Raw genomic sequence first — 25,135 nt, 5'->3', positions numbered from 1 at the left:
ACAGCAATGGCGATCGACGCAAGCATCCCGCTTGGCGGGATGGGCCAGCAGCGGCCGATGAACCCGCTGCAATCCATGTCGGAAATGATGGCGCTGCGCGGGAACATGCTGCAGCAGGGCGCACTGCAGGCGCAGATGGGCGCGAACGTCGCGCAGTCGGAGGCGATCCGCAATGCGACCGATCCGACGTCGGGGAAAACCGATTGGGGGCGCGCACAGTCGCTGCTCGCGCAGGATCCGCGTGGCGCGTACAACGCCCCGCAGTTCGCGAAGAACGTGCAGGAGATGCAGCACGGGCAGGTGAAGTTCGACGCGGACAAACTCGACCTCGCGCTCAAACAGCAATCGTCGCTGCGGCAGCAGCTTGGCGGCCTGATGGGTGATCCACGTTTCGGAAAGGCCGACATGTCGACCTCGATCGCTGACCTGGTGCTGAAGGGGATCGAGACCGGGACGATTCCGCAGGAGCTCGCAATGCGCGAACTGCAGAATCTGCCGTCCGATCCGGGGCAGCAGGCGCAGTTCGTCCGCAATCACTGGCTCGCGAGCTTGAAGGGCGAAGTGCAGCTGCAGGCGCTTAAGCCGGACGTGCAGACGATCGACACGGGCGGCGCGATCAACATCGTGCCGATCGACCCGATGACGGGCGCACCGAAGGGCGCGACGTCGTTCCAGAAGTCGCTGACGCCTGGCGAGGCCGCGCAGCGCGTGCAGACGTTTCAGGACGGCCAGCCGGGCACGGTGTCGATGGGTTCGCTTGCCGGTGGCGGCCAAGGCGGCGCGGGCGGCCTTGGCGACGGCAGCTACGCGGGTGGCGGCGGCGGCAGTGCGCCTGGTGGGTTCCTGCCAACCGGGCCGGCGCTCGGGCAGGAGGCGGCCGCTTCGACGCTCGGGACCGAGATGGGGAAGGCCGTCGCGAACCTGAGCGCGCAGGCCGAGGCCGCGCCGCAGCGCGTGTACATGCTGCAGGAGCTGCAGCGCACGGCGAAGGATTTCACGCCGGGCGCGACGGCCGATTGGGCGCTGCAGGCGAAGAACCTCGCGATGTCGATCGCGCCCGACGTCGCGGCGAAGATCGGCATCGATCCGACGAAAATCGCGAGTCAGCAGGAATTCAACAAGTACGCGACGCAGCTCGCGATCGCGCAGGCGGGCACGCTCGGCGCGGGCACCGATTCGAAGCTCGCCACGGCGCTGTCGGGCAACCCGAACCAGAAAATGAACGGTCTATCGGTCGATCACCTGACGCGCGCAATGATCGGCATGGAGCGCGCGACGCAGGCCAAGAACGCAGCGTGGCAGCAGGCCGGGCTCGGGCCGGACAAGTTCGGCCAGTGGTCCGCGCAGTGGAACCGCGCTGTCGATCCGCGCGTGTTCGTCGTCGACCAGATGGACCGCGCGGCTGCGCAGAAGATGATCGGGAGCCTGTCGCCGAAGGATCGCGACGCGTTCGCTGCGAGCTACCGCGCGGCGGTCGGCGCCGGCATCCTGCCGCATCCCGGGGGGCAGTGATGCCGGCCGACTACAGCAGGATCATCGACAGCGCGGGCCGGAAATGGAACGTCGACCCGCGCCTGATCAGGTCGATCGTCCACGTCGAGAGCCGCGGCAACCCGCGCGCGGTGTCGGAGGTGGGCGCGCAGGGGCTCACGCAGCTCATGCCGGCCACGCAGAAGGCGCTCGGCGTGAAGGACCCATTCGACCCAGCACAATCGATCAACGGTGCCGCGCAGCTGCTGCGTGAGAACTTGAACCGCTATGGCAACGTCCAGGACGCCGTGCTCGCGTATCACGGCGGCACTGATCGGGCGAACTGGGGGCCGAAGACGCGCGGGTATCTGGAGAAGGTGACGGCGGCGTATGGCGGCGGCGCGCCGGCTGCCGCTGATGCGCCGCTGCCGGGCATTCCGGGCGCCGCATCCGCGCCGGCGGCCGGCGCTGCGACGGACGACCCTTTCGCTGCGCTGATGGGCGGGGGCATGCAGCCGGCAGCGGCCGGCGCTGATCCGTTCGATGCGCTGATGGCGCCAGCGAATGGCACGGGCAGCGCGAGCGCGGCGCCGACGGCCGCTGCTGCGCCTGCCGCCGCGTCGCGGTCGCGGGGCGGCGAGCTCGGCCGCCAGCTCGGCCTGACCGCGCGTGCGGCTGGGCACGGCATCGCAGACGCGGTGAACCTGGTCGGCGAGCCGATCAACGCGACGATCAACGCGATCACGGGCGCGAAGCTGCAGGCACCGGGCGCGGTGCTCCGGCGCGCAGTCGACGCGGTGACGCCGAGCCCGAGAAACGGCGCGGAAAACCTTGCTGGTGACCTGGCGGCGGCCGCCGCGAATCCCGCAAATATGCTCGCGGGCGGTCCGATTCTCGCAGGCGCGAAGGGCGTCGGCGGGGCGATGGCGCGCGGCGCGATCGCGGGCGGCGCCGCTGCCGGCATGGAACCGCTGCGCGGCGATGACACTGCTGGCGACTGGCTCGCGCGCATCGGAACGGGCGCAGCGGCGGGCGGCGCGCTCGGGGGCGTTGGATCGGCGGCGCTGCGTGCTGCCGCGCCGGTCTGGAACAGGCTAACGGGCGGCGGTGCGCGTCCGTCCGCGACGGCCGCCGGCAACATGGCCGACGAACAGATCGAGCGCGCGGCGCGCGCGGCCGGGATCGACTTGCACACGGTCCAACCCGACGCGCTCGTGCCGCTGCGCCGCGACGTCGCGAATGCGCTGCAGCGCGGGCAGCAGCTCGACGCGGCCGCGCGCTTGCGGCAGATGGACTTCAACGCGGCGGGAGTGGATCCGACGCTCGGCCAGCTCACACGTGAGCCGATGCAGTTCGCGCGCGAGAAGAACCTGCGCGGCGTGCAGGGCGTCGGCGAGCCGCTGGCCGAACGCTTCGTGTCGCAGAACAACGCGTTGCAGCGCAGCCTGCAGGGCATCGGCGGCCCGGCGCAGGACGCGCACCCGGCCGGGAACATGCTGATGGGCCGGCTGCGCGCGGCGGACGACCCAGCGCGCGCGCGCGTGAACGAGCTGTATTCGTCGGCCCGCGATTCGGCCGGGCGCCCGGCCGCGATGGATCACGTCGCATTCAGTGAGAACGCGAACAACGTGCTCGACCAGCGCCAGCTGCAAAACTACGTGCCCGAGCCGCTGCGCCGCAGCCTGAACGACTTCGCGTCCGGACGCCTGCCGTTCAACGTCGACACCGCGGTCCAGTTCGACCAGTTGTTGAGCCGGGCGCAGCGCACGGCGCAGCGCGCCGGCGATGGCAACGCCGAGACGGCGATCGGCGTCATTCGCAACGCACTGAACGACGCGCCGATCGGCAGCGACGCCGGCCGCGAGGCGAAAGCCGCGTTCGACGCCGCCCGCACGGCCGCGCGCGAACGGTTCGCAACGATCGACCGCACGCCGGCGTTGCGCGCCGCGCTCGACCCTGACACGGAGGCAGACAAGTTCGTGTCGCAGTACATCGTGAACGGCCGCACGCGCGACCTGCGCGCGCTGCGCGACGTGCTCGCGAACGATCCAGAGGCAGTCGGCGCAGTGCGTACGCAGATCGTCGAGCACCTGTCGCACAAAGCGTTCGGCGCGAACGCAGCTGGCGACGCGCCGTTCGCGCAGGCGCGGTTCAACGAAGCGCTGCGTACGATGGGCCGCGACAAACTGGCGACATTCTTCACGCCCGCCGAGGTGGCACAGCTCCACTCGATCGGGCGCGTCGGCGCGTACATCAACGGCCAGCCGGCCGGCTCGGCAGTGAACAACTCGAACACCGCGTCGGCCGCGATGAACCTGCTCACGGCGTTGCGCGTCGGCGGCGGCCGCCTGCCGTTCGTCAGCAGCGCGCGCGCGGCGGTCAATACGTTCCGCGACAACCGTGCTGTCGAGAACGCGCTGCGTGCCGAAATCATGCCGACGGCACCGGCCGCCGCGGGCGCCGTGCCGAATCGCCTGCTGATGCTCACAACGCCGGCGGCAACCGGGCTCACGCGCCCGAACACTTTGAGGTAACACGATGGCCTACCTACTTCCGAACGGCCGCCAGCAGTTCATCGACTTCAACGGGTATCCGCTGGTCGGCGGTGCGGCGTATTTCTTCGAACCGGGAACCGAGGTCTACAAGACGACGTGGCAGGATCCCGAGCTCACCGAGCCGAACGAGAACCCGGTGAAGCTCGACGCGCGCGGGCAGGCGACGATTTGGGGCAAGGGTACGTATCGGCAGGTCCTGTACGACCGCAAGGGGACGCTCATTTGGGACCGCCTGGTCGAGGACCCGACCGAAGGAATCGATGACTTCTTCGACCGGATCGGCGGCGAGGACGGTGCATCGCTGATCGGCTTCATTCAGGCGGGCGTGGGCGCCGTGAGGCGCGACGTGCAGGCAAAGCTGCGCGAACACGTCAGCGTCGACGATTACTTTCGGATCGGCGAGGCCGACTATACCGGCGCATTCGAACGCGGCTGCAGCTACCTGCGCTCGATTGGCGGGGGCGTGCTGGAATGCCCGCAGCCGGTGTATGTCGCCCGACGCATCTCGATTCCGCGCGGCGTGCTGATCGAGGGGCGCGGCGTGCATGGAACGGTGCTGCGCTGCGCGGCAGGTGCCAACGCTGATTTCATCGTGTCGGAGAACTTCGACGCGTTGACGGGCTCGGGCCTCGACGTCGCGGCCGATGGCCGCGTGCCGAGTTGGTTCGGCCTGGCCGCGCTTCGCGTCGATGGCAACCGTGGGCACAACACGTCGGGGCGCGGTGTCGCGCTATATGGTGCGAACGTCATCGTCGACGACGTGCTGATCGAGAACGCCGCCGGCGACGGCTTCTATAGCGAGTACGCGACGAACGTCACCGGAACCGGTGACTGGCGGACGCAGGAGGAAGGCTACGTCCGAAACCTCGTGTCGCGCCAGAACGGCGGCGTCGGCTGGCGCAATCGCGGCCCGCACAACCTGCTGATCGATAACCCGATTTGCTGCTTCAACGACGATTGGGGCTACGTGTCGGAGATCGCGACCGGGAAGTACAACGGCGCGCCGACGTACGCGAGCGTGATTCACTGCTACTCGAACGACATGAAATGGACGCAGGACAGCGGCCGAGCGCGCCGCAACATGTACATCGGCACGAACATGTCCTGCAGCCTGCTCGTCGTCGACGGGAGCCAGTGCGAGATCCGCGGCAGCAACACGCTGATCGGCATCGTGAAGCAGTACTTCGGCGGGCAGGGCGGCGACTCGCTCGTCTTGACAGGCAACGATATCAAGATCGGGACCCACTACGGGATCATGCGAAACGATGGCGTTTCGCAGGGTAGCGCCGCACTGCGCATCACGGGCAACTACAACCAGATCGGTACATCGCAGGTGATCGGCACGCTGAACCGCTTCGACGGCGTGGTGATCACCGGCGTCGGCAATACGATCAACGACCTCATCGCGCGCGATTGCCGCGTGGGACTGACGATCACCGGATCGCAGAACCGCGTGCGTGGGCTGCTGCTGCGCAATCTGACCGGCTTCAGCTACAAGCGGCCGGCCGACGTCTATCAGGGCTTCAATCGCGTCGAGCTGCGCATCTACCAGACGCGGGCCGGGACGGCTTACGTCGCTGGTGATGTGCCGATCGCCGATCGTGACGTGTTCGACGTGCAGGCGAACGGCCTGCCGTCGGGGCCGAAGGGGACGCACTTCGTCGCGGAAATCGGTGCGTTGCCGATCGATACCGACGTTGCGCAGCAGGTGTCGGTCGCGCATGGCCTGCTCTGGCCGTGCCGTCGGCGCGATGTGCGGCTGACGATGACTGGGCTCACCGTCATGGCTGCGCAGCTCGCGTACTGGCGCGTGCGCCAGGTCGACGACACGAACGTGCAATTTGAGTACCGGTGTATCAGCGCATCGAACCCGGGTGGGCAGGCAAGTTTCGCGCTCGAGGCGCGTGTGAATTAGGGAGGTGGGCGTCATGCCATTCCAGAAGATAACGAAGCCGTCGCACTACGTCGTGCAGCTCGACGCCGCGGGCGCGGTCGACGCGGTGTCGCTGCGCACGATCGAGCATGTCGTTGACAGCGACAGGGGCACGGCGATCAGCGACGTAACGGCGGTCGTGCCGATCGTCGATTTTTCGAACGGCGGCGATACGTCGTCCGCGCGCGCGGGGCTTATGGCGTTGCGTGCGCTGGTCGATGCCGCAATCGCGCGATGCGACACGTAACGAACAGGAGGAACCATGCGAATCAACGACCCGTACCCGCACATGCGCGATGTGCCGACCGGCACTGCGGGGCAGTTCTACAAGATCACGCCTAGCAACGACAGGCCGCTGCCGATCCGACCGCGCGCGATTCGCGTCGGCGCCGCCGGCGACGTGACGGCCGCCGGCGAGGATGGCGTCGACGTGGTGTTCGCGGGCTGCTATGCCGGCGAAGTGCTCGACATTCGACCAGTGTTCGTGCGCGCGGCGGGCACGACGGCCGGCGGCCTGGTGGCGCTCGTATGATCGCGCTCGGTCTGTCGATCGGCCGCCGGCGGGGACCAGGCGTGAGCAGCGGCTCGACGCCGGATCCGCATTACACAGCGCGATTCTGGCGGTTGTTCTTCCCGTACCCGAATCCGGGCACGCCTGCCGACTACCTGGCCGTCGGTCGGGTCTGGATGTATCGCGCCGGCGTGCTGCTGACCTACGACGACGCCACCGCGTATTCGGAGAGCTCCGCGTACAGCGGGCGCGGTGCGGAGAACGCCTTTCGGAACACAGTGAACGTACCGACCAATCCGGCGGATTCGTGGACGTGCCGCGTTGCGGGTATGTCGAATCAGTGGATCGAGGTCGAGTTCAGCACCGCGCGCGCTGTCGATTCGCTGCTGATCAGGCCCGTCACCTTCAACAACCGCACACCCGAAACCATCATTGCGCAGGCGTCCGATGACGGCGCCGCATGGGTGCAGGTCGGCCAGCTCGTCACGAAGTGGGGCGCAGATCCTCAGGCGATCGCCGTCGACGCACCGAAATAACAACCAGGCCAACAGGGAGGGCCGCATGCAACTCACACCACATTTCACGCTCGAGGAATTCACGCGTAGCGATACCGCGCGCGCACGACAGATCGACAACTCGCCGACGCCGGCGGCCGCCGCGAACTTGCGACGGCTCGCGCAGACGCTGGAACAGGCGCGCGTGCTGCTCGGCGACATGCCGATGCAGATCACGTCGGGCTACCGTAGCCCGGCGTTGAACCGCGCGGTCGGAGGCGTGCCGACGAGTGCGCATGCTCAGGGACTGGCGGCCGACTTCGTATGCTCTGGTTATGGGCCGCCGCTCGACGTGTGTCACGTGCTGGCGGCGTCGGACCTGCCTTTCGATCAGGTCATCAACGAGTTCGGCCGGTGGGTGCACATCGGCCTCGCTGCCGACGGCGCAACGTCGCGGCGCCAGGTGCTCACCGCGCGCAAGGTTGGTGGCCGCACGACGTACGTCGCGGGGTTGCAAGCATGAGCGACCTCTGGAAGGAAGTGGGCGGCTTGGCGGCGATCGGCGGCGCGATCGCGTTCGGCAAGCTGATGGCCGAGCCGGAGCGGCCGAAGCTCCGCATCATCATCGGCAGGACAATCGTCGGATCCGGTCTGAGCGTTGCCGCTGGCGCGGCGCTGACGTTGTTCCCTGACCTGACGCCGCTGGCGGTGACAGGCATCGGGGCGTGCTTCGGGATTCTCGGGCAGCAGTTCCTCGAGGTGCTCGCAATGCGGGCGGTGAATCGACGGCAGCCGACACCCGAGCTGATGGAGTAGCCGGACGCAGACGAAAAAAATCCCGCCGGCAAGGCGGGATCAGTATGTTCGGGTCAGCACGCGCAAGGCGACAACCGCTATGCCTCACGTGGTGACTGGAACAACTACTTCTTATCGCTCCATTCGTCCTCGACAGCTTGGCCTGCTGCCTCGTCTCGTAAACCGTGAGAATTTAGCCATTCATTGGCTGCGAACATGTCGTATTCGGTGACATGCACCTGCAGCCCACCTATTTTTTCTCCAAGATTCACGGCTTTGGATCGCGCGCGTTCGTTGTGAGTTTCCTCAAAATGCCAGGCTGCACGCATGAGTCGGTGACCCATTTTCATTCGTGCGTCATGCGAAACTTCATTTGCCATTGCACTTTCCTCCCACCTTCAAACGGCGCGAACCTCGAGACGCTTCCCGAGCTGAGAGAACGCTGCTTCGACCTGTTCGATCTTAGAAGCGTGGCCGAACTTTAATAGGCGGTCGACCTGCACGGCGTTGACGTGTAGTCGACGCGCCAGATCTGCCTTTCTGACCTTCTGCTCGATCATTTCATTTGCAAGTAAAACCTTTGCCGCTACAAGTACGGGCAAGGTAACAAGGTGCTGCCCACGTTTTGCCTTTGACGGCATCGGAATAGGGCGCTTTTCCGCAAAGTAGATTTCAAAGGAAGCTTCGAGAGAGTCGAGCGCCTGCACCAACGCGTCGTCGACGTTCTCACCCACGGCTGCCATTTCCGGAATGTCCGGGCTTGTGACGAGCAATGTACCGTTGTCGTCGTGTTCTAGAGCTACTGGATAGTTCAGCATTTACCAACCCCTTTCTTTGGGCTTAATCCATCATCTCCAATGTGGCTTTCCACCTTAAAACACCACATTGCAGAACTGCAGGGAGTCACGAGTTGCGCGAAAGGGAGCCCTCGCGGGCTCCTTCCTTCACTTCACGCCGAGGTCCTTCTTGATCTTCTGGACAAGCTTCGTACCGATTTCTTTACTGCCGTGCTCGGGGAAGATTGTCCTTTGACCGTTTAGCCGGACCGTCGAGTGGCTGGAACCTGATCGGTGCGTCTCGAACGTCGCCCCCAGTTTCTTCAGCCAGCGTTTGAACTCGTTGTAACTCATGTGTCTCCCTTGTCGTTTCGATGCCGAATTATACAACACATATGTTTTGTTTTTCAACGGGAAAAACAACAAAAGTGTTGTTATTTCTTCGGTGGCTGCTCGCGCTGAAGTCGAACAACTTCCAGGATCAGGCGATGGATTTCGTCGAATGTGCAGCTGCGGGGATCGAGCCACCACAGGCGAAGCTCCTGCAGGTCGGGCGACCGAAAGGCGGGTAGCGGTCGCTCGGACGTGCTTCGGTTCGTCTGCGCTTCTCGCGGTGAGAACAGGCCGACTGGCGGTTTCGGTTGCACGTTCCTGTCCCGTCGCGTTTCGTCCAATCGACGCGCGCCCGGCTTGGTGTATCCGTGCCAGCGCTCGGCCTCGTAGTCGGTCATCCAGAAATGCGTGCGCGTGGGCGGGCCGCTGTAGGGCATGTCGATGTATTCCCACTGGTACTCCCAAAGCGGTTCCATGATGCGAAAAGATACTGTATGGCTATACAGTGTACGTCGAGGTAATATGCGTCGGTCAAGTCCGAAAAATGGGGGCGGGCGATGTGCACGAACTACCGTGCACCGGACGAGGATCCGGGGCTATCTGAACTGAAGATTCCAGTGTTGCGCGACCTGTGGGGTCGGCAGCCGTGGAAGCCCGATATCTATCAGGACTACCTCGCGCCGATCGTCGCGGGCGTCGACGGCCAGCTCGAGGCGATGCTCGCTGGCTTCGGCTTCTGGCCTCGGGTCCTGCAGAAGGCGAACATCGAGAAAGCGAAGGCAGCAGGGAAGAAGCCGCCGGTCATGCGCAGCACGATGAACGCGCGCGACGACAACCTCGGGCAATCGCCGCTGTACGGCCCGGCGTGGCGCGCCGGCCGCCGTTGCCTGATTCCGGCGCAGTGGATTTACGAACCCTGCTATGAGACGGGGAAGAACGTCTGGCACCGGATCGGCCTGGCCGGCTGGCGCCCGATGTGCGTCGCCGGCATCTGGCGGACGTTGAAGAACCCGGACGGAAGCGACCAGCACACTATGTCGATGATCACGGTCAACGCGGAAGGGCACCCGGTTATGTCGCGCATGCACAAGCCGGGCGACGAGAAACGATCGGTCGTGATACTACGGCCGGACGATTGGGAGGAATGGCTCACGACGTCGAACGTCGAGGCGGCGCGCGCGATGCTGCAGCTCTACTCGGCCGATGAGATGGCGGCCGAGCCGGTGCCGAAGGGCGGCACGTAGCGCGCTGGTTCGAATCCGAAATCGGGATAGACGATCAGCAGCGCGCTCCTGCTACAAAATTGCACCGGACACGTATAACGCATTGATATTGCGTTGATGTCGGTTCTGGTCCCCGGCACCACATACCCGTCCAAGACTATCCTTGGAAATCCAGAAACCCGTGATAGCACTAGGCTTCATGGGTTTTTTTATTCCGACTTGTTCAGTCTAACCCGTGTAAATGCGGGGGGCATTTTCGGGGGACTCTTGATTAATGGTTGATGCCCCTGACAAAAAGTGCCCCTCCGGGCTGCAAGGTGCATCATGCCGCTGACTGACGTCACTATCCGAAAGGCCTCTCCCCGACGTGACTGGATAGACGAGTAATGCGTCATGCTGAGCCGTGACTCGATTCGTCATGACCTGCTGGCGTCGAAGATCGTCCGCTTCAGCATTCAGCACATCCAGCCGTGGGGCAAGCGTCACACGACGGGATCTGAGCATCGTACAGTTCCCGATGCAGTTACGCGCCTGCGCGACCGCGAGCTGTGCCGTCACCGTCGCGCGTTCTGCCATGACCGCCGTGAGACTACGAGCGGACTCCGGTACCGAGGTCATCTGTACCGTTGCCGCTCGCAGCTCACCGGCATGCTGCTGGGCCAAAGTGAGGAACACTGCATGGCCGAAACATGCCGCCAGCAGGCAAGCGCACCCTAACACACTACCTACGCCCCGAACGACCATCGGCATCTCACGGATCAGCGCCGGCAACAGTTGCGCGCTCGAGACGAGCACCATGCCGATGGCGATCCAGATGAGCCGTTCCGGTAACGTGCCGCCGCGCTGCCAGCGGGCGAGCACCGACAGACAGAGCGCGGTGGTGGTTGCGCCGACCGCCAGGACGCACGCCAAGCGACGCGCGCTCATGCTGCCTTGCCGCCCAACAGCACGGCCTTGCGTTCGAGTTTCTGGCGCAGCGGCGCAGCGGCGCAGAGCCGTCGGAGGCGTTACTGTCTCCGGATTCCGATTGGCCGTTCGTGTCGGGATAAAACTCTTCCGCGACAGCAGCCGTTTCATCCGGGCTGTCCTCGAACGCACCGTTGGCGAACCCTGCACGCGCAGCGACATCGAGCGCGGCCTGACCGAAGCCGGCGGCACGGCGACGCGTATCCAGTTCATTCGCCTCGATGAGTGCCTGTTCGAGCGTACTGCCGGAGCGAATACCCAGGTCGACGTAATAGATGGCCGACCTTTAGCCGAGCAGCTTCAACTTGGATCCTCTGCGTGAACTGTGCTTCGAGCGCTTGCCGCGTTTCGATCTCGGCGCGCACGCCTCCTATTCGTCGAATTCATCGACGTCGATGGAATGCGGGTCGGCAGCGCTGTGAGTCGACAGGGGAGCGACAGGTGCGTGTCGGCGTGCCGGCCGGTCCATGGTGGCGAGCCAACAGAAACCCACCGCGAACATGGTAACGAGCGCGAGGCCCAGCCCGATCAGCATAACGGTAGGGGGATCAGAGATCGCGGAAACTCCTGAGCGAAGTGCACCGATGCGGAAATGCATCGACGGAGCGGCCGTAGCTGGCCGGGCTCAGGAAGGTGATATGTGATCAAAAAAACTGGGATGCAGTGTCGAACTCGGCTTTACCCTTGCAGAGACCGTTGTAGATACACGACACGTTGCCGTATGCGTTTATCGTGAATGAAACGCCATTTCAACGCATAACAAAAACTGCTGAAAATGTTAATTTTGTCAAGGTTCTGTGTTTTGCGAGATCGTCTAAGCGATCGACGTTGCTGGAAAGAAGCAGTCGGTGACTACCCGGAAATTTATTTGAGAAATGGGCGCTCGGTAACGGCGAGTCTTGATTTTTCAGAAAAACAAAGGGAGGGGCCGTGTGTTTCGATGCTCTGAGGTGTCGAAAGAAGCGGGGAGGAATAGTGTCTCTAGTGCCTGTGAATGCATGGGTGGTTAACTTATTTAAATGTTTATAATTGTCAAGTGGAATGGTTGATTGCAGCTGCTGTAATAGAAGCCATCGGCCCAAGAGAGGGTGCTACAGCATCGGATCTGCGCGGTCAATAGATCAGGTGCCTTTGCAATACCTGACAATGCGCGGGCGAATACTTCGATAAATTGCGGCGCGAGAGACCAACCATCACGCCGCTAACAAGTGAAGAAACGAGAAACTTCGGCAGCGTTGATTTCGGCGTTGGCGAGCGTTTCTGCGCTGGCCCAAGGCGTTCCGCCATCCGAAACTACGTCCGGCCCACAAATCCAGCGTTTGCAGCAGCAGCAACTTGAGGCCACCAAGGAGCTGAATCCACGCCCCAATGTGTTGACGCCGACTGGAGAGAAGACTTCGGTCCCCAGCGTCACGAACCTGCCGCTCGATAATCCGTGTTTTCCGATCAAGGAAATCGCGCTGGAAGACAACACGTTCGGCTGGCTCGCGCGTTTCCTTCAACCGGTCGTCGGCCAGTGCATCGGCAAGACTGCACTCAAGCAGATTCAGGATGCAGCCAATAATGTGCTGATCGAGCGCGGTTACGTGACGTCTCGCGTTCTCGTGCCGACACAATCGTTGCAGTCGGGCACGTTGACGCTGCGCGTTGTGCCGGGGCGCATCAGCGAGATCCGAGCCGACAAGCCCACGATTGGCTGGTTGCGCGCGGCGCTGCCCACTTCGGGCGGCGTGCTGTTGAACCAGCGCGACATCGATCACGGCCTGGAGAATCTGCGTCGTCTTCAATCCCAGTCCGATGCCACGTTCGACATCGCGCCGGGCCTGAATCCGGGCGACTCCGAAGTCGTCTTTCATCCCGGAACCGGCAAGCGCTGGCGTGCCGTTGTCGGCACAGACAACGCGGGCCTCGACTCGACGGGCAAGTACGAACTGTCGAGCTCGTTCACGTTCGACTCGCCGTTTCACCTCTACGACCAGCTGCAAATTGCCGGCACGACGAATGCGAATTTTGACGCATCCGACAAGGGTAACCAGTCGGTGTCTGCGAACTACAGCGTGCCGATTGGCTATGCGATGCTGACGGTGAACGCGAGCCGCTCCCGCTATAAGCAGACGGTGGCCGGTTTCGATGCGCCGATCGAATACAGCGGTGTGCAGTCACAGCTTCAGGCTGGCCTGTCGGACGTGATCTATCGGAATGCGCACGCGCGTACGGAGCTTCACGGTAACCTGTTCCACAAAATCAGTCGCAACTCGCTGGATGGTGTCGATCTTCCCGTGCAGCATCGCGACATCATCGGCTACGAGCTCGGCATCGCGCATCGCCAGTACATCGGCGATGTTGTTCTCGACGGCTCGTTCGCCTGGCGCGCATCGCTGCCGGGGCTGTCCAGTAATTCGGGCACGGTGGTCGGCACTCCCGACTTCGACGGCAAGACACAGGTGGAGTTGGCAAGCCTCAGCGCCCAGGTCCCTTTCAAGATCGGCAGTCAGACGTTCTCGTACCAGTTCGGCTGGAACATGCAGAACGCACGTACGCCACTGACTCCTTCCGACTATTTCACGATCGGCACGCGCTACGCCGTACGCGGCTTCGATCAGCAACTGACGCTGGCTGCCGAGAGCGGCTGGGTCGTTTCCAACGAACTCGACTGGTATGTGCCGACGCCTGTTGGCACGCAGGCGCTTTATGCCGGCGTCGATGCCGGGCGCGTGCGAGGGCCGGCCGCGCAGTACCTGCTCGGTGAAACGCTGGTCGGTGCCGTTGTCGGTTTGCGCGGCAATCTCGCACCGAAGAACGTGCTCGGTGCCGCACTGAACTACGACGTGTCGCTCGGGTTTCCTTTGTCGAAGCCTCAGGGCTTCAAGACGAGTTCGCCGACGTTGCTGTTCCAGGTCAGCACATTGTTCTAGGCAGTAGGGGGAGGTCGAGCAGAACGACATGTTGCGACTCGGTGTTTTTGTCGATCGAGAAAAAGAAGAAGGAAAGACTATGCGGAACGTGTACGAGAAGCGTCGTGTTTTTCAAGCAGTAACGGCAACGTTTGCGGTGGTGGCTGCGCTTGGCCTGAGCGCGTGTGGTGGCGGTGACGATGGTGGCAGTGGTAGCAACACCGCATCGAACGGTACGTCTACTGGCGGTTCGTCGTCAGGCAGTGCGTCGTCCTCGTCGGCAATTCACGTGGAGGGACAGTCGCAGGCACTGTCGAGCAGCTTAACGGCGGTGAGTGTGTTTACGCCGCCCGTGTCGTGGAATGCGAACGGCTCGTTTCCGAGCGGATCGCTTACGTTGTCGGCGAGCGGTGTCGACGCTGCGCAACTTAAGTCTCAAGTACCCGGTGCGTACACGACGCTGCCGCGAATCAACGACACGCTTAGCCTGTCGACTGGCACCGTGACCGACATCGCCGGCAATGGCGACTTCGCGATTGGCCGCTGGGCGGCCGGTAGCGATTCCGCAGGGCACTCGTATACCGTCAACCAAGGTCGGAGCTGGGCGGTTGGAGCTCCGGTGACGGTCAACGTGACCGCTCAAACGCAGTTCAACTGTTCGCTGGTCGCAGCAACGCGTCCCACCTCGATGGATGGCAATACGGCGCCGGGATTGCTTACGGCAGCGACTGCGGTCGTGACCGGTAAGACGGATACGTCGGGCAACGTCAATGCGAATGCGGCATTGACGCTGCAGTACTCGATCGGTAGCGACACCAATCAGATGTTCAGCGGTAGTACGCAGATCGGCTCGATGTCGACGTCGACCACGACGCGATCGTCGCTGTTCACCAAGTTCATGGGACCGAATGCATCAGCACCGTATCTCGTGATTTCGTACGGCGTCAATGCGCCGACGACGGGCGGGGTGAACGGCCTCGCGATGCTGAGCTGCAAGTAACGTGAAAGTGAGGTCGGCTGCACCGGGAAAGCGGATGCAGCCGGCCTGAAACATCTTCAAGAAGAAAAATCATCATGAATTCCGGAATCTTTCGCTTGGTATTCAGTGCCGTGCGCGGCATGCGGGTGGCAGTTGACGAAAACGCGTCGGCGCATGGGGGCGGTGAGCGCTCCCGTGTACGGCGCGCGGTTCGTCCTGCGGCCGAGGATTCCGGAATCTCGATCTGGTTTGCGGCACGGGCAACCGCGTTTGCCGCACTCTGCACGTTCGGCATGCAGCCGCTCGTCGCTGAAGCGCAGGCTACGCTGCCGATCACGCCCGATCGAAGCGGTCCGACCCATCCGGTCGTGGGTGTGTCGGCGTCGGGCGTGCCGCTCGTCAATATCACCGCACCGAAAAACGGCGTCTCGCTGAACAACTTCACGCAGTACAACGTCGGTACCAAGGGCGCGGTGCTCGTCAACAGCGGGCAAAACTCGCAATCCCAGCTTGCCGGCTGGGTGCAAGGTAACCCGTTCCTGGGTAACAGCTCGGCGCGCGTGATCGTCAACCAGGTCACGTCGGGTAATCCCAGTCAACTGCTCGGGCCGACCGAGATCGCCGGCAATCGCGCGAATCTCGTGATCGCGAACCCTGCAGGCATCACCTGTGCGGGTTGCGGTTTTCTGAATGTGCCGCGTGTCACGCTGACGACCGGCGTGCCGACGTTCAATCCGGACGGTACGCTGGCGGGTTTCAACGTGACGCAGGGACAGATCGGCATCGCCGGTGCGGGGCTCGATGCGCATGGCAGTGCGATCGATCTGATTTCGCGTGCGATGACGATCAACGGTCAGGTGTGGGCGGATTCGATCAACGCAGTGGCGGGCGCGAACCGGGTCGACTATGCGAGCAGCACTGCGCAGGCACAGACCGGTACCGGCGCAGCGCCGGGCGTCGCGATCGACGTGCAGGCACTGGGTAGCATGTTTGCCAATAGTGTCCGGATGATCGGGACCGAGGCAGGTGTGGGGGTGCGAGATGCCGGTTCCGTCACCTCACTGACCGGAGATATTCAAGTCTCGAACAACGGCGATGTAACGATTGCGCCGACCGCACGTCTTCAGTCGGCCGCGAACACCCGGATCGATGGCGCCAACGTTTCTCAGCAAGGCACGATTGTCAGTACGCAGACCACCGATCTGAACGCGTCGCAGGCATTGTCGAATGCCGGAACGATTTCGTCGGGTGGCAACACGAACCTCACCGCGGCAACCTCGCTCAACAACAGCGGCCAGGCATACGCGGGGGCAGATTCCGCAGGTAATCTCGTCGGCGGTGGCTCCGTCACGGCACGCGCTGCAAACGTGACGAGCAGCGGCACGCTGGCAGCAGGTGATAACGTCAATCTGTTCGCAAACGACGTCACGCTCGACCACGGGACCGTGAATGCGGCCAGCGCAGTCAACATCACGACGACGGGCACGCTGTCGAACGTCGCTGGTACGATGAGCGGTCAGAATCTGACGCTGAGCGCGGGGCAACTGGTCAACGACTCAGGCGTCATCAGTTCGCAGAACCTGGCGAACGTGACCGCGCAATCGGTATCGAACCGGTCCGGCACGTTGACGGCCGATGCGCTGTCGCTGAACTCGGCCGGCGCGCTTGACGATACCCAAGGGCGCATCACTGCGCGTACGGCGCAGATCGCGGCAACCGACCTGACGAACGTGGCCGGTGAGATCGGCACGTCGACGGGCGCGTTGGCACTGACGGCGACTGGGAGCGTCGTGAACGATAACGGGAAGATTGCAGGCGGCAATGGCCTTGCGCTGACCGCGAATACGGTTTCCAACGCACAGGGACAGATCGGCTCCGTGGCGGGCGATACCTCGATCGATGTCACGCAATCGCTGAACAACGCAAACGGCAAAGTTGCGTCCGGTAATGACCTGTCGATTCACACGGCCCATCTCGACAACTCGGCCGGATCGATTAGCGCACACGCGGCACAGATCACCGCGGTCGATGTCGTGAATACGGGCGGCAAGATCGGCACCACTGATGCGCTGACCGTAACGGCGACGGGCGCCGTCTCGAATCAGTCGGGCTCCATGGTCGGCGGTAATGGTCTGTCGGTCACAGCAAACAGCATTGGCAACGCAGCGGGTACGATCGGATCGGCCGCCGGCGATACGACACTGCGTGCAACGCAGTCGCTGACGAATACCGGCGGAACGGCGAGTTCGGCCAATGCGCTCACCGTCGTAAGCGACACGGTCGACAACTCGCGCGGCAGTATGACTGCCGTGCACGGGGCGCAAATCCAGACGGGGGATCTCGTCAATGCGGGCGGCCAGATCGGATCAACGTCGGAGGCGTTGTCGCTGACGGCCACGCGTTCGCTGTCGAACGATAGCGGCAAGATGGTGGGGGCGACGGGTTTGACCGCAACAGCCGGCACGCTGAGCAACCGTGCGGGCCAGATCGGCACGTCTACCGGCGACATGGCGCTGACCGTCTCTCAGGCACTCGACAATACCCAGGGCAAGATTACCGCAGCTGGCGCGCTGAATACGCAGGCCGGTACGTTCGACAATTCGCAAGGCACGGTGTCGGCGGATGCGGCGAAGCTCACTGTAGCAGGCGCATTGACGAATGCAGGCGGTACGATCGCGGCGACACATGACACGACCGTGACGGCGCAGACCGTGTCGAACCACGGTGGCACCATCGGTTCGGTGTCCGGCGCGGTGGCGGTAACGACATCCGGCACGACGGACAACGCTGGCGGCAAGCTGCTGGCGTCGGGCGACACGACCCTGACCAATGCTGGATTGCTGAACTCGGGCGGCACGATCACGGGGGCGAACGTCACGCTCGCGTCCGGACCGGGAGCGATCGACAACACGCTCGGTAAAGTGGCGGCAAGCCAATCACTGACGAGCCGGTCGGGAGCATTCGATAACCGGTCGGGCTTTGTACAGGCAACGGGAGCGGTTGACATCGATACGCACGGCCAGACGTTCGACAACGGCGTACTGGCAGGGCAGTCCACGGGGGGGCAGGTTCTCGGCAATGGTGTCACGCTGACAACCGGCGCACTGAGCAACGTGGGTGGTGCAATCTGGTCGAGCGGTGCTGCGACCGTCAATGCCGCATCCGTGACCAACGATACGGGGTCGCTCGTGGCGGACGGTGCATTGACAGTGCGAAGCACGGGCACCGTGTCGAACGTGGCCGGCCAGATCGGCGGCAACCGGGACGTGACGGTGTCCGGTACGACGGTCGACAACACGCGCGGGGCCATGCACGCGAGCGGTGCGCTGTCGGTGACGGGCGATACGATTCGCAATGCACGGACCACCAATTCGACGCTGCCAACGACGGCAGGTGTGCCGGGGCTGACGGCCGGAATGGAGGGCGCAAGCGTTACGCTGAACGCCAACCAGGCGATCGACAATACGTCCGGCTCAATTCGCGCGGACAAGGATGCGAAGCTTACAGCACCGACGATCGACAACACGTCGGGCAGCATTCAGTCGAAAGGCACGGCAACATTGGCCGCGTCGAATACGCTGATCAACAGCCAGGGCGACATCAATGGCGGTCAGCAACTGACGGTCTCGACTGGGACGCTCAACAACGACGGCAAGCTCCAATCGGCGGGCGACGTCGGCGTAACGACGCAAGGCAATCTCGCCAACAGTGGGCAGATCGTCGCCGGTCATGATCTGACGACCACGGTCGGCGGCGCGCTCGACAACAGCGGCACACTGTCGGCAGGCAATGTTGCTAACGTCAACGCCAATTCCATCCAGAACCGTGCGACCGGCGAGATTTTTGGTGGCAATGCCACTAACGTCCACGCGAACCAGTCGATTACGAACGAAGGTCTGATCGATGGCGGTAGCACGACGGTGACGGCCGGGGACACCATCACGAATGCTGGTGGCCGGATCTACGGCGATACGGTCGCGGTGGGCGCGAACACAGTCGTTAACGACCAGAACGCCCAAGGCGTGGGTGGCGTGATTGCGTCGCGCGGCGACCTCGACATTGGCGCGCAGACGCTCAAGAACCAGAACAATGCACTGATCTACGCGAGCAACGACATTCGCGTCGGCGGCGCGCTGGACGCGAATCGTCAGGCAACCGGTGCGGCGCAGACCATGACGAACAACGGTGCGCAGATCGATGCCGGTCGCGACACCACGATTAGCGCAAACCGGTTCGAGAACCTGAACTCGAACTTCCAGACCTCGACGGTCACGACCGACAGCGGCAATCAGCTGTGGTATCAGGTCCCGGGCTCGACAGAGAAGATTGACCCGTCGACCGTATACCTGTACCAGAAGAACAGCCAGGAAATTCATCCGGGCACGGACTACCAGTGGGCACTGGACGACGACCAGAAGTTTATTCTGCTGCCATCGACCAAATATCCGTTCGCCGAGTACGCGAAGTACACGATGAATGGTGTGGCGGGCAAGATCGATAACACTGCATATTCCGCGACGAACTTCGCGAATGGGGACACGGCTTCGCAGACCGGAGCTTATCGGACCGTGCCTGCCGACATTTGGACGACGTTCGGTGTGACGCCACCGCCTGATGCCAATTCGGCTTGGACTGCGTCGGGGCCGTTTTGGATGTCTCCGGGCGTAGCGCTGGTGACCGGTAGAAGCAACGTCGGTAGTGACTGGTTTTCGATCAAGGCTCCGACGGAAGCTGACGTAACGGGTGCAAAACCGGATCCCTTCGGTCCCCCGAGCCCGTCGTGCGTGACCTCGACCAACGCGGCATGCGCACCGTTCCAGCAGTGGTACAAGGCAACCGTTGCCGCTTATCAGAATCTGAACCAGGCGCTGGTCGGCTATAACGCGGACGTGGCGAGCCGGCTCGTGCAGACCTATACCGTCTACACGGTTGACGTGAAATCGACCAAGGACGTGGTAACGGCTTCGCAACCCGGCACGATCACCGCTGGCCGCCATATCACGATCAACACGCCGTCCGGTGTCAACGACAAGAGTCAGATCGTGGCCGGTGACGGCAACAATCCGACGAACGTGCAGAACATCGGTGCGACCGGTACTGAAACGTTCACCGGCTCGGGCAAGGCGATCTATACCTGGGTCCAGTCGGGCGGCGCCTTCAGTGGTGACGAACGCGCGACCTCGACCACCAACTACTCGCCGGCCATTCCGTCGCAAACGATCGATCTGCCGGTGGTGCTGACCGATCCGAGCAAACCGTCCAATCCGATCAAGAGTGTGGCCGCGGCAACGTCCGCTGCGCAGGGCGCGAGCGGTGCAGGCGTGACGCCGGTGGCAGGTAAGGATGTTGGCGGGCATGTGTTGATCGGCTCGGGCGTGTCGGGTGTCGGTGTGGGGGACGTATCGGCCGTGAAGGCGAACGTGGGCGATGTCGTGGTGCGCACGGTGACGCCGAACACGCGTTTGCCCAACAACGCGCTGTATCAGGTCACGAGCGACCCGGGCAGCCACTTCCTGATCGAGACGGACCCGCGCTTTACCGATTACCGGAAGTGGTTGTCGAGCGACACGATGCTGGATGCGCTCAAGGTCGACCCGAATACGGTCCTCAAGCGTATCGGCGACGGCTTCTACGAGCAGCAACTGATTCAGCAGCAGATCATCCAGACGACCGGCCAGCGTTTCATTGGCGACTACACGGACAACCAGAGCGAATATCAGGCGCTGATGGCGAATGGCGTGAAGGCATCGCAGCAGTTTGGGTTGAACGTCGGTACTGCACTGACTGATGCGCAAATGGCCGCGCTGACGAGCGACATCGTTTGGCTCGTGAATCAGACGGTGACGTTGCCGGACGGCAGCCGGCAAACGGTGCTGGTGCCCCAGGTCTATCTGCACGCGAACGCGGCGGACGTGACGGGAGAAGGCACGATCATCTCCGGCAAGAACGTCACGGTCGATGCCAACGGCGCGTACAAGAACTCGGGCACGATCGCGAGCCGCAACGTCACGATCATCCATGCGGATTCAATCGACAACAGCGGTACGGTGTCGGGTGGAACCGTGCTCGCGAGCGCGAACCAGGATCTCAATAATCTTGGCGGGTTGATTCAAGGCAATACGGTGGCGCTGTCGGCCGGCCGTGACCTTAACCTGACGACTACCACCAGTTCGGCGAAGGCGGCGAACGGCAGCGCGACCGGCATCGATCGCGTATCGACGGTCAATGCCGGCACGCTTCAGGCTGTTGCTGGTCGGAACCTGAATGCCAACGCGGCTGTGATCGCGACGACCGGCAATGCGGTGCTGGCCGCGAACAACGACGTCAATCTGAATGCGGTTCGCCAAAGCAGCCAGGACGCGGTCAAGTGGGACGCGCGCAACCACGCGGAACACTCAGCGTCGAGCGACACGGGCACTCAGATCGCGACGGGTGGCAACCTGGCGATTGTGGCAGGCCATGACGTGAATGCGACGGCTGCGTACGCCAACGCGCAGGGCGCAATTGGCGTCAGCGCAGGGCACGATGTCAACCTGAACGCCGGCGAGCAGAGCGCGAGCGCGAACGACGAGCACTATCACAAAGAAAACGGCTTCCTGTCGTCGAAATCGACACACACGATCGATTCGAGCAGCTACACCAATGCGGTCGGCACGACGTTGTCGGGCAGCACGGTTGCGGTGCAGGCCGGCAACGACCTGACGGCGAAGGCCGCAACGATCGCGGCGACCAACGACGTGAGCCTGTCTGCCGGCCACGACCTGACGGTGACGACGGCTGACACGGCCTCGAGCGAGTATCACTACAAGGACGTGAAGAAGTCCGGCCTCGGTAGCGCCGGCGCCGGGATCTCGTATGGCACGAACCAGACGATCGATACCAGCCGCGACTCGGTTAAGGGCTCACAGGGCAGCTTGATCGGCAGCACGGACGGTAGCGTGTCGATGGTGGCGGGCAACAAGCTCCATGTGACAGGTTCCGACATCGTTGCCGGCTAGGATGTGACAGGCATCGCGAAGGAAGTGACGATCGATGCGTCGCAGACGGATCGTCATCACGAAGAAACCCATGAGGTGAAGAGTTCTGGTTTCACGCTCGCGGTGAAGTCGCCGGTGATCGATGCGATCCAGAACGTGAATCAGCAGGCACAGGGCGCGGGCGGCAGTCAGGACGGCCGGGCGGCAGCGCTGCATGCGATCGCCGCAGCGGGCGGCATGGCCGATCTGGTCGGTGCTACGGGTAGCATGACGAATGCGCTGAACGATCCGAAGGGTAAGGTTGAGGCGAAGGTCGAATTGAGTTTCGGCTCGTCGTCCAGCAAGTCGACGTTCACCGAGAACAGCACGCAGAACAACGGCAGCAGTGTGAAGGCCGGCGGTACTGCCGAGTTCGTCGCAACGGGTGACAAGAACGCCGGACAGGGCAACGTGACGATCCAGGGATCCGACGTGACCGCGAAGGATGTGCTGTTGCAGGCGACGAACAAGGTCAATCTGGTCAACAGCACGGATACCGACAGCACACGCAGCACGAACGAGTCGAAGAGCGCGAGCGTGGGCGTGTCGTACGGCACGGGCGGGTTCGGCGTATCGGCGTCAATGTCGCGCGCACACGGCGATGCAAACTCGGATGCAGCGACGCAGAACAACACGCACGTCAACGCGAGTAACACGGCAACGATCATCAGCGGCGGCGACACCAATATCATCGGCGCGAACGTCAACGCGAACAAGGTGATTGCGGATGTTGGCGGCAACCTGAATCTCGCGTCGGTGCAGGATACGAGCCATAGCGAGGCTCACCAGAGCAGTTCGGGCGGCGGGTTCAGCGTCAGCCAGGGCGGCGGCAGCGCGAGTTTTAGCGCGCAGAGCGGCCATGCGAGCGGCAACTACGCGGGCGTGAACGAGCAGTCGGGTATTCAGGCCGGGGACGGGGGCTTTGACTTGACGGTCAAAGGCAATACGGACCTGAAGGGTGCGTATATCGCAAGTACGGCGACGCCTGACAAGAACCAGCTGACGACCGGGACGCTGTCCTTCTCGGATATTCAGAACAGCTCGAGCTACAACGCGAGCAGCGTCGGGATTAGTGCGGGTGGCGGCGTGGGTGATGGCGGCAACAACTACGCCACGCACGGCCAGGCGAGCGGCAAGAATACAGGCGGTGGTCAACCGCTGTACGTGAGCGAGAGCGATAGCAGCAATGCAACCACGAAAAGCGCAATCAGTGCCGGCAACATCGCGATCACGGACAAGGCGAACCAGCAGCAGGATGTGGCGACGCTGAATCGTGATACGTCGGGCCTGAATGGCACGGTCAGCAAGACGCCGGATCTGCAACAGGTGTTGAGCAACCAGTCGGACGTGATCAATGCGGCGCAAGCGGCGTCGGAGGCGATCTCGAAGCAGATTGGTAGCTACGCCGATAGGAAGCGAGACGAGGCACAGACGAGCGCGAATAACGCGAGCGATCCGACGCTCAAGGCACAGTATCAGCAGGACGCCGACAGTTGGGCCGAGGGCGGCGACAATCGTGTTGCACTGCATATCGCCGGCGGTGCGTTGACGGGCGGGTTGACCGGCGGTGGCCTAGGTGCTATTGGCGGAGCTGCAGGTGCGGGCGCGTCAGCCAAGCTCGCCCCGCAGCTTAATGAGATCGCGCAGTCAATCAAGGATGCAGGGCCGACCGGCAATGCAAACGTCGATGAGCTGCTCGGCAATGTGACCTCGAACCTGCTGGCCGGTGGGGCGGGGGCGCTTGTTGGCGGCGGAACTGGCGCTTTGACCGGTGCTAGTGTGGATCGCTTCAATCGGCAGCTGCACCAGAACGAACGGGAATGGGCGAAGTCGAAGGCAAAGGACTTTGCGAAGTTCTACGAAGACAAGACCGGTAAGGCGATAAGCGTGAGCCAAGCCGAAGATATGCTATTGGGCAACGGCTATCGCTTGGTGGACGCCGCGGCAAGCAAGGGGCCGGGCGGGGATGCGGTAGCAGTGGCATATATCAGCCAGTACGGCGGTGGGCTGTTCCGGAGAGATCAGTACTACAACAATCCACTCATGTATGGCAACAAAGACGGATCGCTTACGCCCGAACAACGAGCGTTGCCTGGGGCGATCGGGAATCCGGCGGTTGGTGTGGCTGTTGCTGCGGGAGCGGCCGCTGCGATTGGCGCGGAGCCAATCGCCGGTGCACTGACGGCTTGGTTGCGGGCTTGCGCAGTTAACCCGGTACTCTGTGCCAATCAAGCGGGTATTGCCGCCGGCGAGTTGGCCGCTGGCAGTGCAATGCCAGCGGGTACAGGTGCGGCTCCTGCGGGCAGCCTTGCAGCGGAAACTAATTCGGTTGCACGAAATGGTGAGCGACTGGTTCTCGATCAACGGTACATCTCCAACATTGGGGATGTTGCGTGTGGCCCGACATCATGCGCGATGATTCTGAACGATCGTGGACAATGGGTGAATGTCACGCAACTCGCGAAGGACAGTGGTCTCATGCTGGGTGAGGGTACCAACGTAGTTGGTCTTACCAAAGCGTTGCAGAAGAATGGGTTAAGTTCGGCTCACTGGACCTTGAATGCATCAGTTGACGATTTGGCGGCAGCGACGTCCAATGGAAATGCGGCAATCGCGCGAGTGACCATCGGGAACGGAGAGGGCCATTTTGTTGTGGTCGACGGTGTTACAACCCGTCTCGGGCAGTCAGTCGTTGCTGTTCGCGATCCGGGAACTGGAATGCAGTACTTCGTGCCAATGGGTGAATTCTCTAAGAAATTTTCCGGCCAGGTGGTTTTTACTCGTTAATTTAAATGGATTGGATAATGAATGTGTCAGAGATAAGGTCGAAAGATCGCGGTTTTTTGAGTGGTAATGAGGTTACGATAGAGGGATTTTTCGTAATGGTGCATGGCATAGGCTATTTCGTCGCGGGTAGAGACGAGCGAGATAGCCGAGCTGACGGGATTTTCGTGGACCATCCGAATCTCGAGCGTTGCTTGCTTTCGAGTGTCCCCGCAAACGGTGGGAGTAAATACAGCTATTGCCATCGAGCGAAAGTAACCGGTGTGCTCGACCTTAATTCCCGAGTCGATTTTTGGGGCAGCATTGGGAGAATCCACGACTTCATTGTCTATATATTCGATGAGCCGATGCCGGTTGCATTGTAAGGGTATTGGTGATATCGGGTGCAGTCTTAATCGGTGCTTGC

Annotated in this window: 17 protein-coding genes and 4 pseudogenes; 14 read left to right on the top strand and 7 right to left on the bottom strand. The window is 62.7% G+C overall.

Annotation, left to right across the window (positions count from 1 at the left end):
* Positions 1-6: 6 nt before the first annotated feature.
* Genes ABFO07_RS13205 through ABFO07_RS13170 form a run of 8 tightly spaced genes read left to right on the top strand, consistent with a single transcriptional unit; the run spans position 7 to position 7,779 of the window.
* Complete coding sequence (locus ABFO07_RS13205) at positions 7-1,512, top strand: hypothetical protein (RefSeq protein ID WP_347467512.1); 1,506 nt, start codon at positions 7-9, stop codon at positions 1,510-1,512.
* A complete protein-coding gene (locus ABFO07_RS13200) occupies positions 1,512-4,004 on the top strand; it encodes a lytic transglycosylase domain-containing protein (RefSeq protein ID WP_347467510.1) in 2,493 nt (830 codons plus the stop codon). The genes ABFO07_RS13205 and ABFO07_RS13200 overlap by 1 nt, the downstream gene beginning before the upstream one ends.
* Positions 4,005-4,008: 4 nt before the next feature.
* On the top strand, positions 4,009-5,940 hold the full coding sequence (locus tag ABFO07_RS13195; protein WP_347467508.1) for a hypothetical protein: 1,932 nt from the start codon (positions 4,009-4,011) through the stop codon (positions 5,938-5,940).
* Between the two features lie 13 nt (positions 5,941-5,953).
* Entirely contained in the window at positions 5,954-6,205 is a 252-nt protein-coding gene (locus ABFO07_RS13190; RefSeq protein ID WP_347467506.1) for a hypothetical protein, read from the top strand.
* A gap of 15 nt (positions 6,206-6,220) precedes the next feature.
* Positions 6,221-6,490: a spike base protein, RCAP_Rcc01079 family gene (locus tag ABFO07_RS13185; protein WP_347467505.1), complete on the top strand. Its 270-nt coding sequence runs from the start codon at positions 6,221-6,223 to the stop codon at positions 6,488-6,490.
* A complete protein-coding gene (locus tag ABFO07_RS13180; RefSeq protein ID WP_347467502.1) occupies positions 6,487-7,005 on the top strand; it encodes a hypothetical protein in 519 nt (172 codons plus the stop codon). Before ABFO07_RS13185 ends, ABFO07_RS13180 begins: the two co-directional genes overlap by 4 nt.
* Positions 7,006-7,030: 25 nt before the next feature.
* Positions 7,031-7,486: a D-Ala-D-Ala carboxypeptidase family metallohydrolase gene (locus ABFO07_RS13175; protein ID WP_347467500.1), complete on the top strand. Its 456-nt coding sequence runs from the start codon at positions 7,031-7,033 to the stop codon at positions 7,484-7,486.
* Complete coding sequence (locus ABFO07_RS13170; RefSeq protein WP_347467498.1) at positions 7,483-7,779, top strand: holin; 297 nt, start codon at positions 7,483-7,485, stop codon at positions 7,777-7,779. Before ABFO07_RS13175 ends, ABFO07_RS13170 begins: the two co-directional genes overlap by 4 nt.
* A gap of 104 nt (positions 7,780-7,883) precedes the next feature.
* On the opposite strand, the gene ABFO07_RS13165 is transcribed toward ABFO07_RS13170, so the two are convergent.
* From ABFO07_RS13165 to ABFO07_RS13150, 4 genes are all read right to left on the bottom strand, one after another.
* Positions 7,884-8,138 carry a hypothetical protein gene (locus ABFO07_RS13165; protein ID WP_347467496.1) on the bottom strand — a complete coding sequence of 85 codons (255 nt, stop codon included), beginning with the start codon at positions 8,136-8,138 and terminating at the stop codon, positions 7,884-7,886.
* 18 nt (positions 8,139-8,156) lie between these two features.
* Positions 8,157-8,576, bottom strand: coding sequence for a type II toxin-antitoxin system HicB family antitoxin (locus ABFO07_RS13160; protein ID WP_347467494.1), 420 nt, complete (start codon positions 8,574-8,576; stop codon positions 8,157-8,159).
* Between the two features lie 126 nt (positions 8,577-8,702).
* Complete coding sequence (locus ABFO07_RS13155) at positions 8,703-8,888, bottom strand: type II toxin-antitoxin system HicA family toxin (RefSeq protein WP_265206964.1); 186 nt, start codon at positions 8,886-8,888, stop codon at positions 8,703-8,705.
* Positions 8,889-8,968: 80 nt separating this feature from the next.
* The gene (locus ABFO07_RS13150; RefSeq protein WP_347467492.1) at positions 8,969-9,343 is read right to left on the bottom strand and encodes a hypothetical protein; all 375 of its coding nucleotides are present in this window, start codon (positions 9,341-9,343) and stop codon (positions 8,969-8,971) included.
* 81 nt (positions 9,344-9,424) lie between these two features.
* Here ABFO07_RS13150 and ABFO07_RS13145 point away from each other — a divergent pair, with 81 nt between their 5' ends.
* Positions 9,425-10,111, top strand: coding sequence for an SOS response-associated peptidase (locus ABFO07_RS13145; RefSeq protein ID WP_347467490.1), 687 nt, complete (start codon positions 9,425-9,427; stop codon positions 10,109-10,111).
* A gap of 342 nt (positions 10,112-10,453) precedes the next feature.
* Here the strand turns inward: ABFO07_RS13145 and ABFO07_RS13140 are convergent.
* Positions 10,454-11,017, bottom strand: a pseudogene (locus tag ABFO07_RS13140) (hypothetical protein); the annotation flags it as partial.
* Positions 11,014-11,342 (bottom strand): annotated as a pseudogene (locus ABFO07_RS13135) (phage capsid protein); the annotation flags it as partial. The pseudogenes ABFO07_RS13140 and ABFO07_RS13135, both read right to left, overlap by 4 nt.
* Before the next feature lie 922 nt (positions 11,343-12,264).
* Between ABFO07_RS13135 and ABFO07_RS13130 the strand changes: the two are divergent.
* From ABFO07_RS13130 to ABFO07_RS34715, 5 genes and pseudogenes are all read left to right on the top strand, one after another.
* On the top strand, positions 12,265-13,971 hold the full coding sequence (locus tag ABFO07_RS13130; protein ID WP_347467488.1) for a ShlB/FhaC/HecB family hemolysin secretion/activation protein: 1,707 nt from the start codon (positions 12,265-12,267) through the stop codon (positions 13,969-13,971).
* Positions 13,972-13,999: 28 nt separating this feature from the next.
* Positions 14,000-14,950, top strand: coding sequence for a hypothetical protein (locus ABFO07_RS13125; protein WP_347467486.1), 951 nt, complete (start codon positions 14,000-14,002; stop codon positions 14,948-14,950).
* 74 nt (positions 14,951-15,024) lie between these two features.
* Positions 15,025-15,138: pseudogene (locus tag ABFO07_RS34720) on the top strand (ESPR-type extended signal peptide-containing protein); the annotation flags it as partial.
* Between the two features lie 27 nt (positions 15,139-15,165).
* Positions 15,166-23,037: pseudogene (locus ABFO07_RS13120) on the top strand (hemagglutinin repeat-containing protein); the annotation flags it as partial.
* 813 nt (positions 23,038-23,850) lie between these two features.
* Positions 23,851-24,732 (top strand): cysteine peptidase family C39 domain-containing protein, encoded by an 882-nt coding sequence (locus ABFO07_RS34715; protein WP_430733058.1) that lies wholly within the window; start codon positions 23,851-23,853, stop codon positions 24,730-24,732.
* A 26-nt stretch (positions 24,733-24,758) separates the two neighbouring features.
* Here ABFO07_RS34715 and ABFO07_RS13110 read toward each other — a convergent pair whose 3' ends face one another.
* Positions 24,759-25,046 carry a hypothetical protein gene (locus tag ABFO07_RS13110; protein WP_347467480.1) on the bottom strand — a complete coding sequence of 96 codons (288 nt, stop codon included), beginning with the start codon at positions 25,044-25,046 and terminating at the stop codon, positions 24,759-24,761.
* Positions 25,047-25,135: the final 89 nt, after the last annotated feature.

Origin of the sequence: Burkholderia stagnalis (genome assembly GCF_039848545.1) — a bacterium.
Taxonomy (GTDB): domain Bacteria; phylum Pseudomonadota; class Gammaproteobacteria; order Burkholderiales; family Burkholderiaceae; genus Burkholderia; species Burkholderia stagnalis.
The sequence above is the reverse complement of the archived record's forward strand: the minus strand, read 5'-3'. Positions and strand labels throughout refer to the sequence as shown.

Coding starts and splice junctions, on each gene's coding strand:
- ABFO07_RS13205 (WP_347467512.1), top strand. CDS start 7: ATGGCGATCGACGCAAGCATCCCGCTTGGCGGGATGGGCCAGCAGCGG.
- ABFO07_RS13200 (WP_347467510.1), top strand. CDS start 1,512: ATGCCGGCCGACTACAGCAGGATCATCGACAGCGCGGGCCGGAAATGG.
- ABFO07_RS13195 (WP_347467508.1), top strand. CDS start 4,009: ATGGCCTACCTACTTCCGAACGGCCGCCAGCAGTTCATCGACTTCAAC.
- ABFO07_RS13190 (WP_347467506.1), top strand. CDS start 5,954: ATGCCATTCCAGAAGATAACGAAGCCGTCGCACTACGTCGTGCAGCTC.
- ABFO07_RS13185 (WP_347467505.1), top strand. CDS start 6,221: ATGCGAATCAACGACCCGTACCCGCACATGCGCGATGTGCCGACCGGC.
- ABFO07_RS13180 (WP_347467502.1), top strand. CDS start 6,487: ATGATCGCGCTCGGTCTGTCGATCGGCCGCCGGCGGGGACCAGGCGTG.
- ABFO07_RS13175 (WP_347467500.1), top strand. CDS start 7,031: ATGCAACTCACACCACATTTCACGCTCGAGGAATTCACGCGTAGCGAT.
- ABFO07_RS13170 (WP_347467498.1), top strand. CDS start 7,483: ATGAGCGACCTCTGGAAGGAAGTGGGCGGCTTGGCGGCGATCGGCGGC.
- ABFO07_RS13165 (WP_347467496.1), bottom strand. CDS start 8,138: ATGGCAAATGAAGTTTCGCATGACGCACGAATGAAAATGGGTCACCGA.
- ABFO07_RS13160 (WP_347467494.1), bottom strand. CDS start 8,576: ATGCTGAACTATCCAGTAGCTCTAGAACACGACGACAACGGTACATTG.
- ABFO07_RS13155 (WP_265206964.1), bottom strand. CDS start 8,888: ATGAGTTACAACGAGTTCAAACGCTGGCTGAAGAAACTGGGGGCGACG.
- ABFO07_RS13150 (WP_347467492.1), bottom strand. CDS start 9,343: ATGGAACCGCTTTGGGAGTACCAGTGGGAATACATCGACATGCCCTAC.
- ABFO07_RS13145 (WP_347467490.1), top strand. CDS start 9,425: ATGTGCACGAACTACCGTGCACCGGACGAGGATCCGGGGCTATCTGAA.
- ABFO07_RS13125 (WP_347467486.1), top strand. CDS start 14,000: ATGTTGCGACTCGGTGTTTTTGTCGATCGAGAAAAAGAAGAAGGAAAG.
- ABFO07_RS34715 (WP_430733058.1), top strand. CDS start 23,851: ATGCTATTGGGCAACGGCTATCGCTTGGTGGACGCCGCGGCAAGCAAG.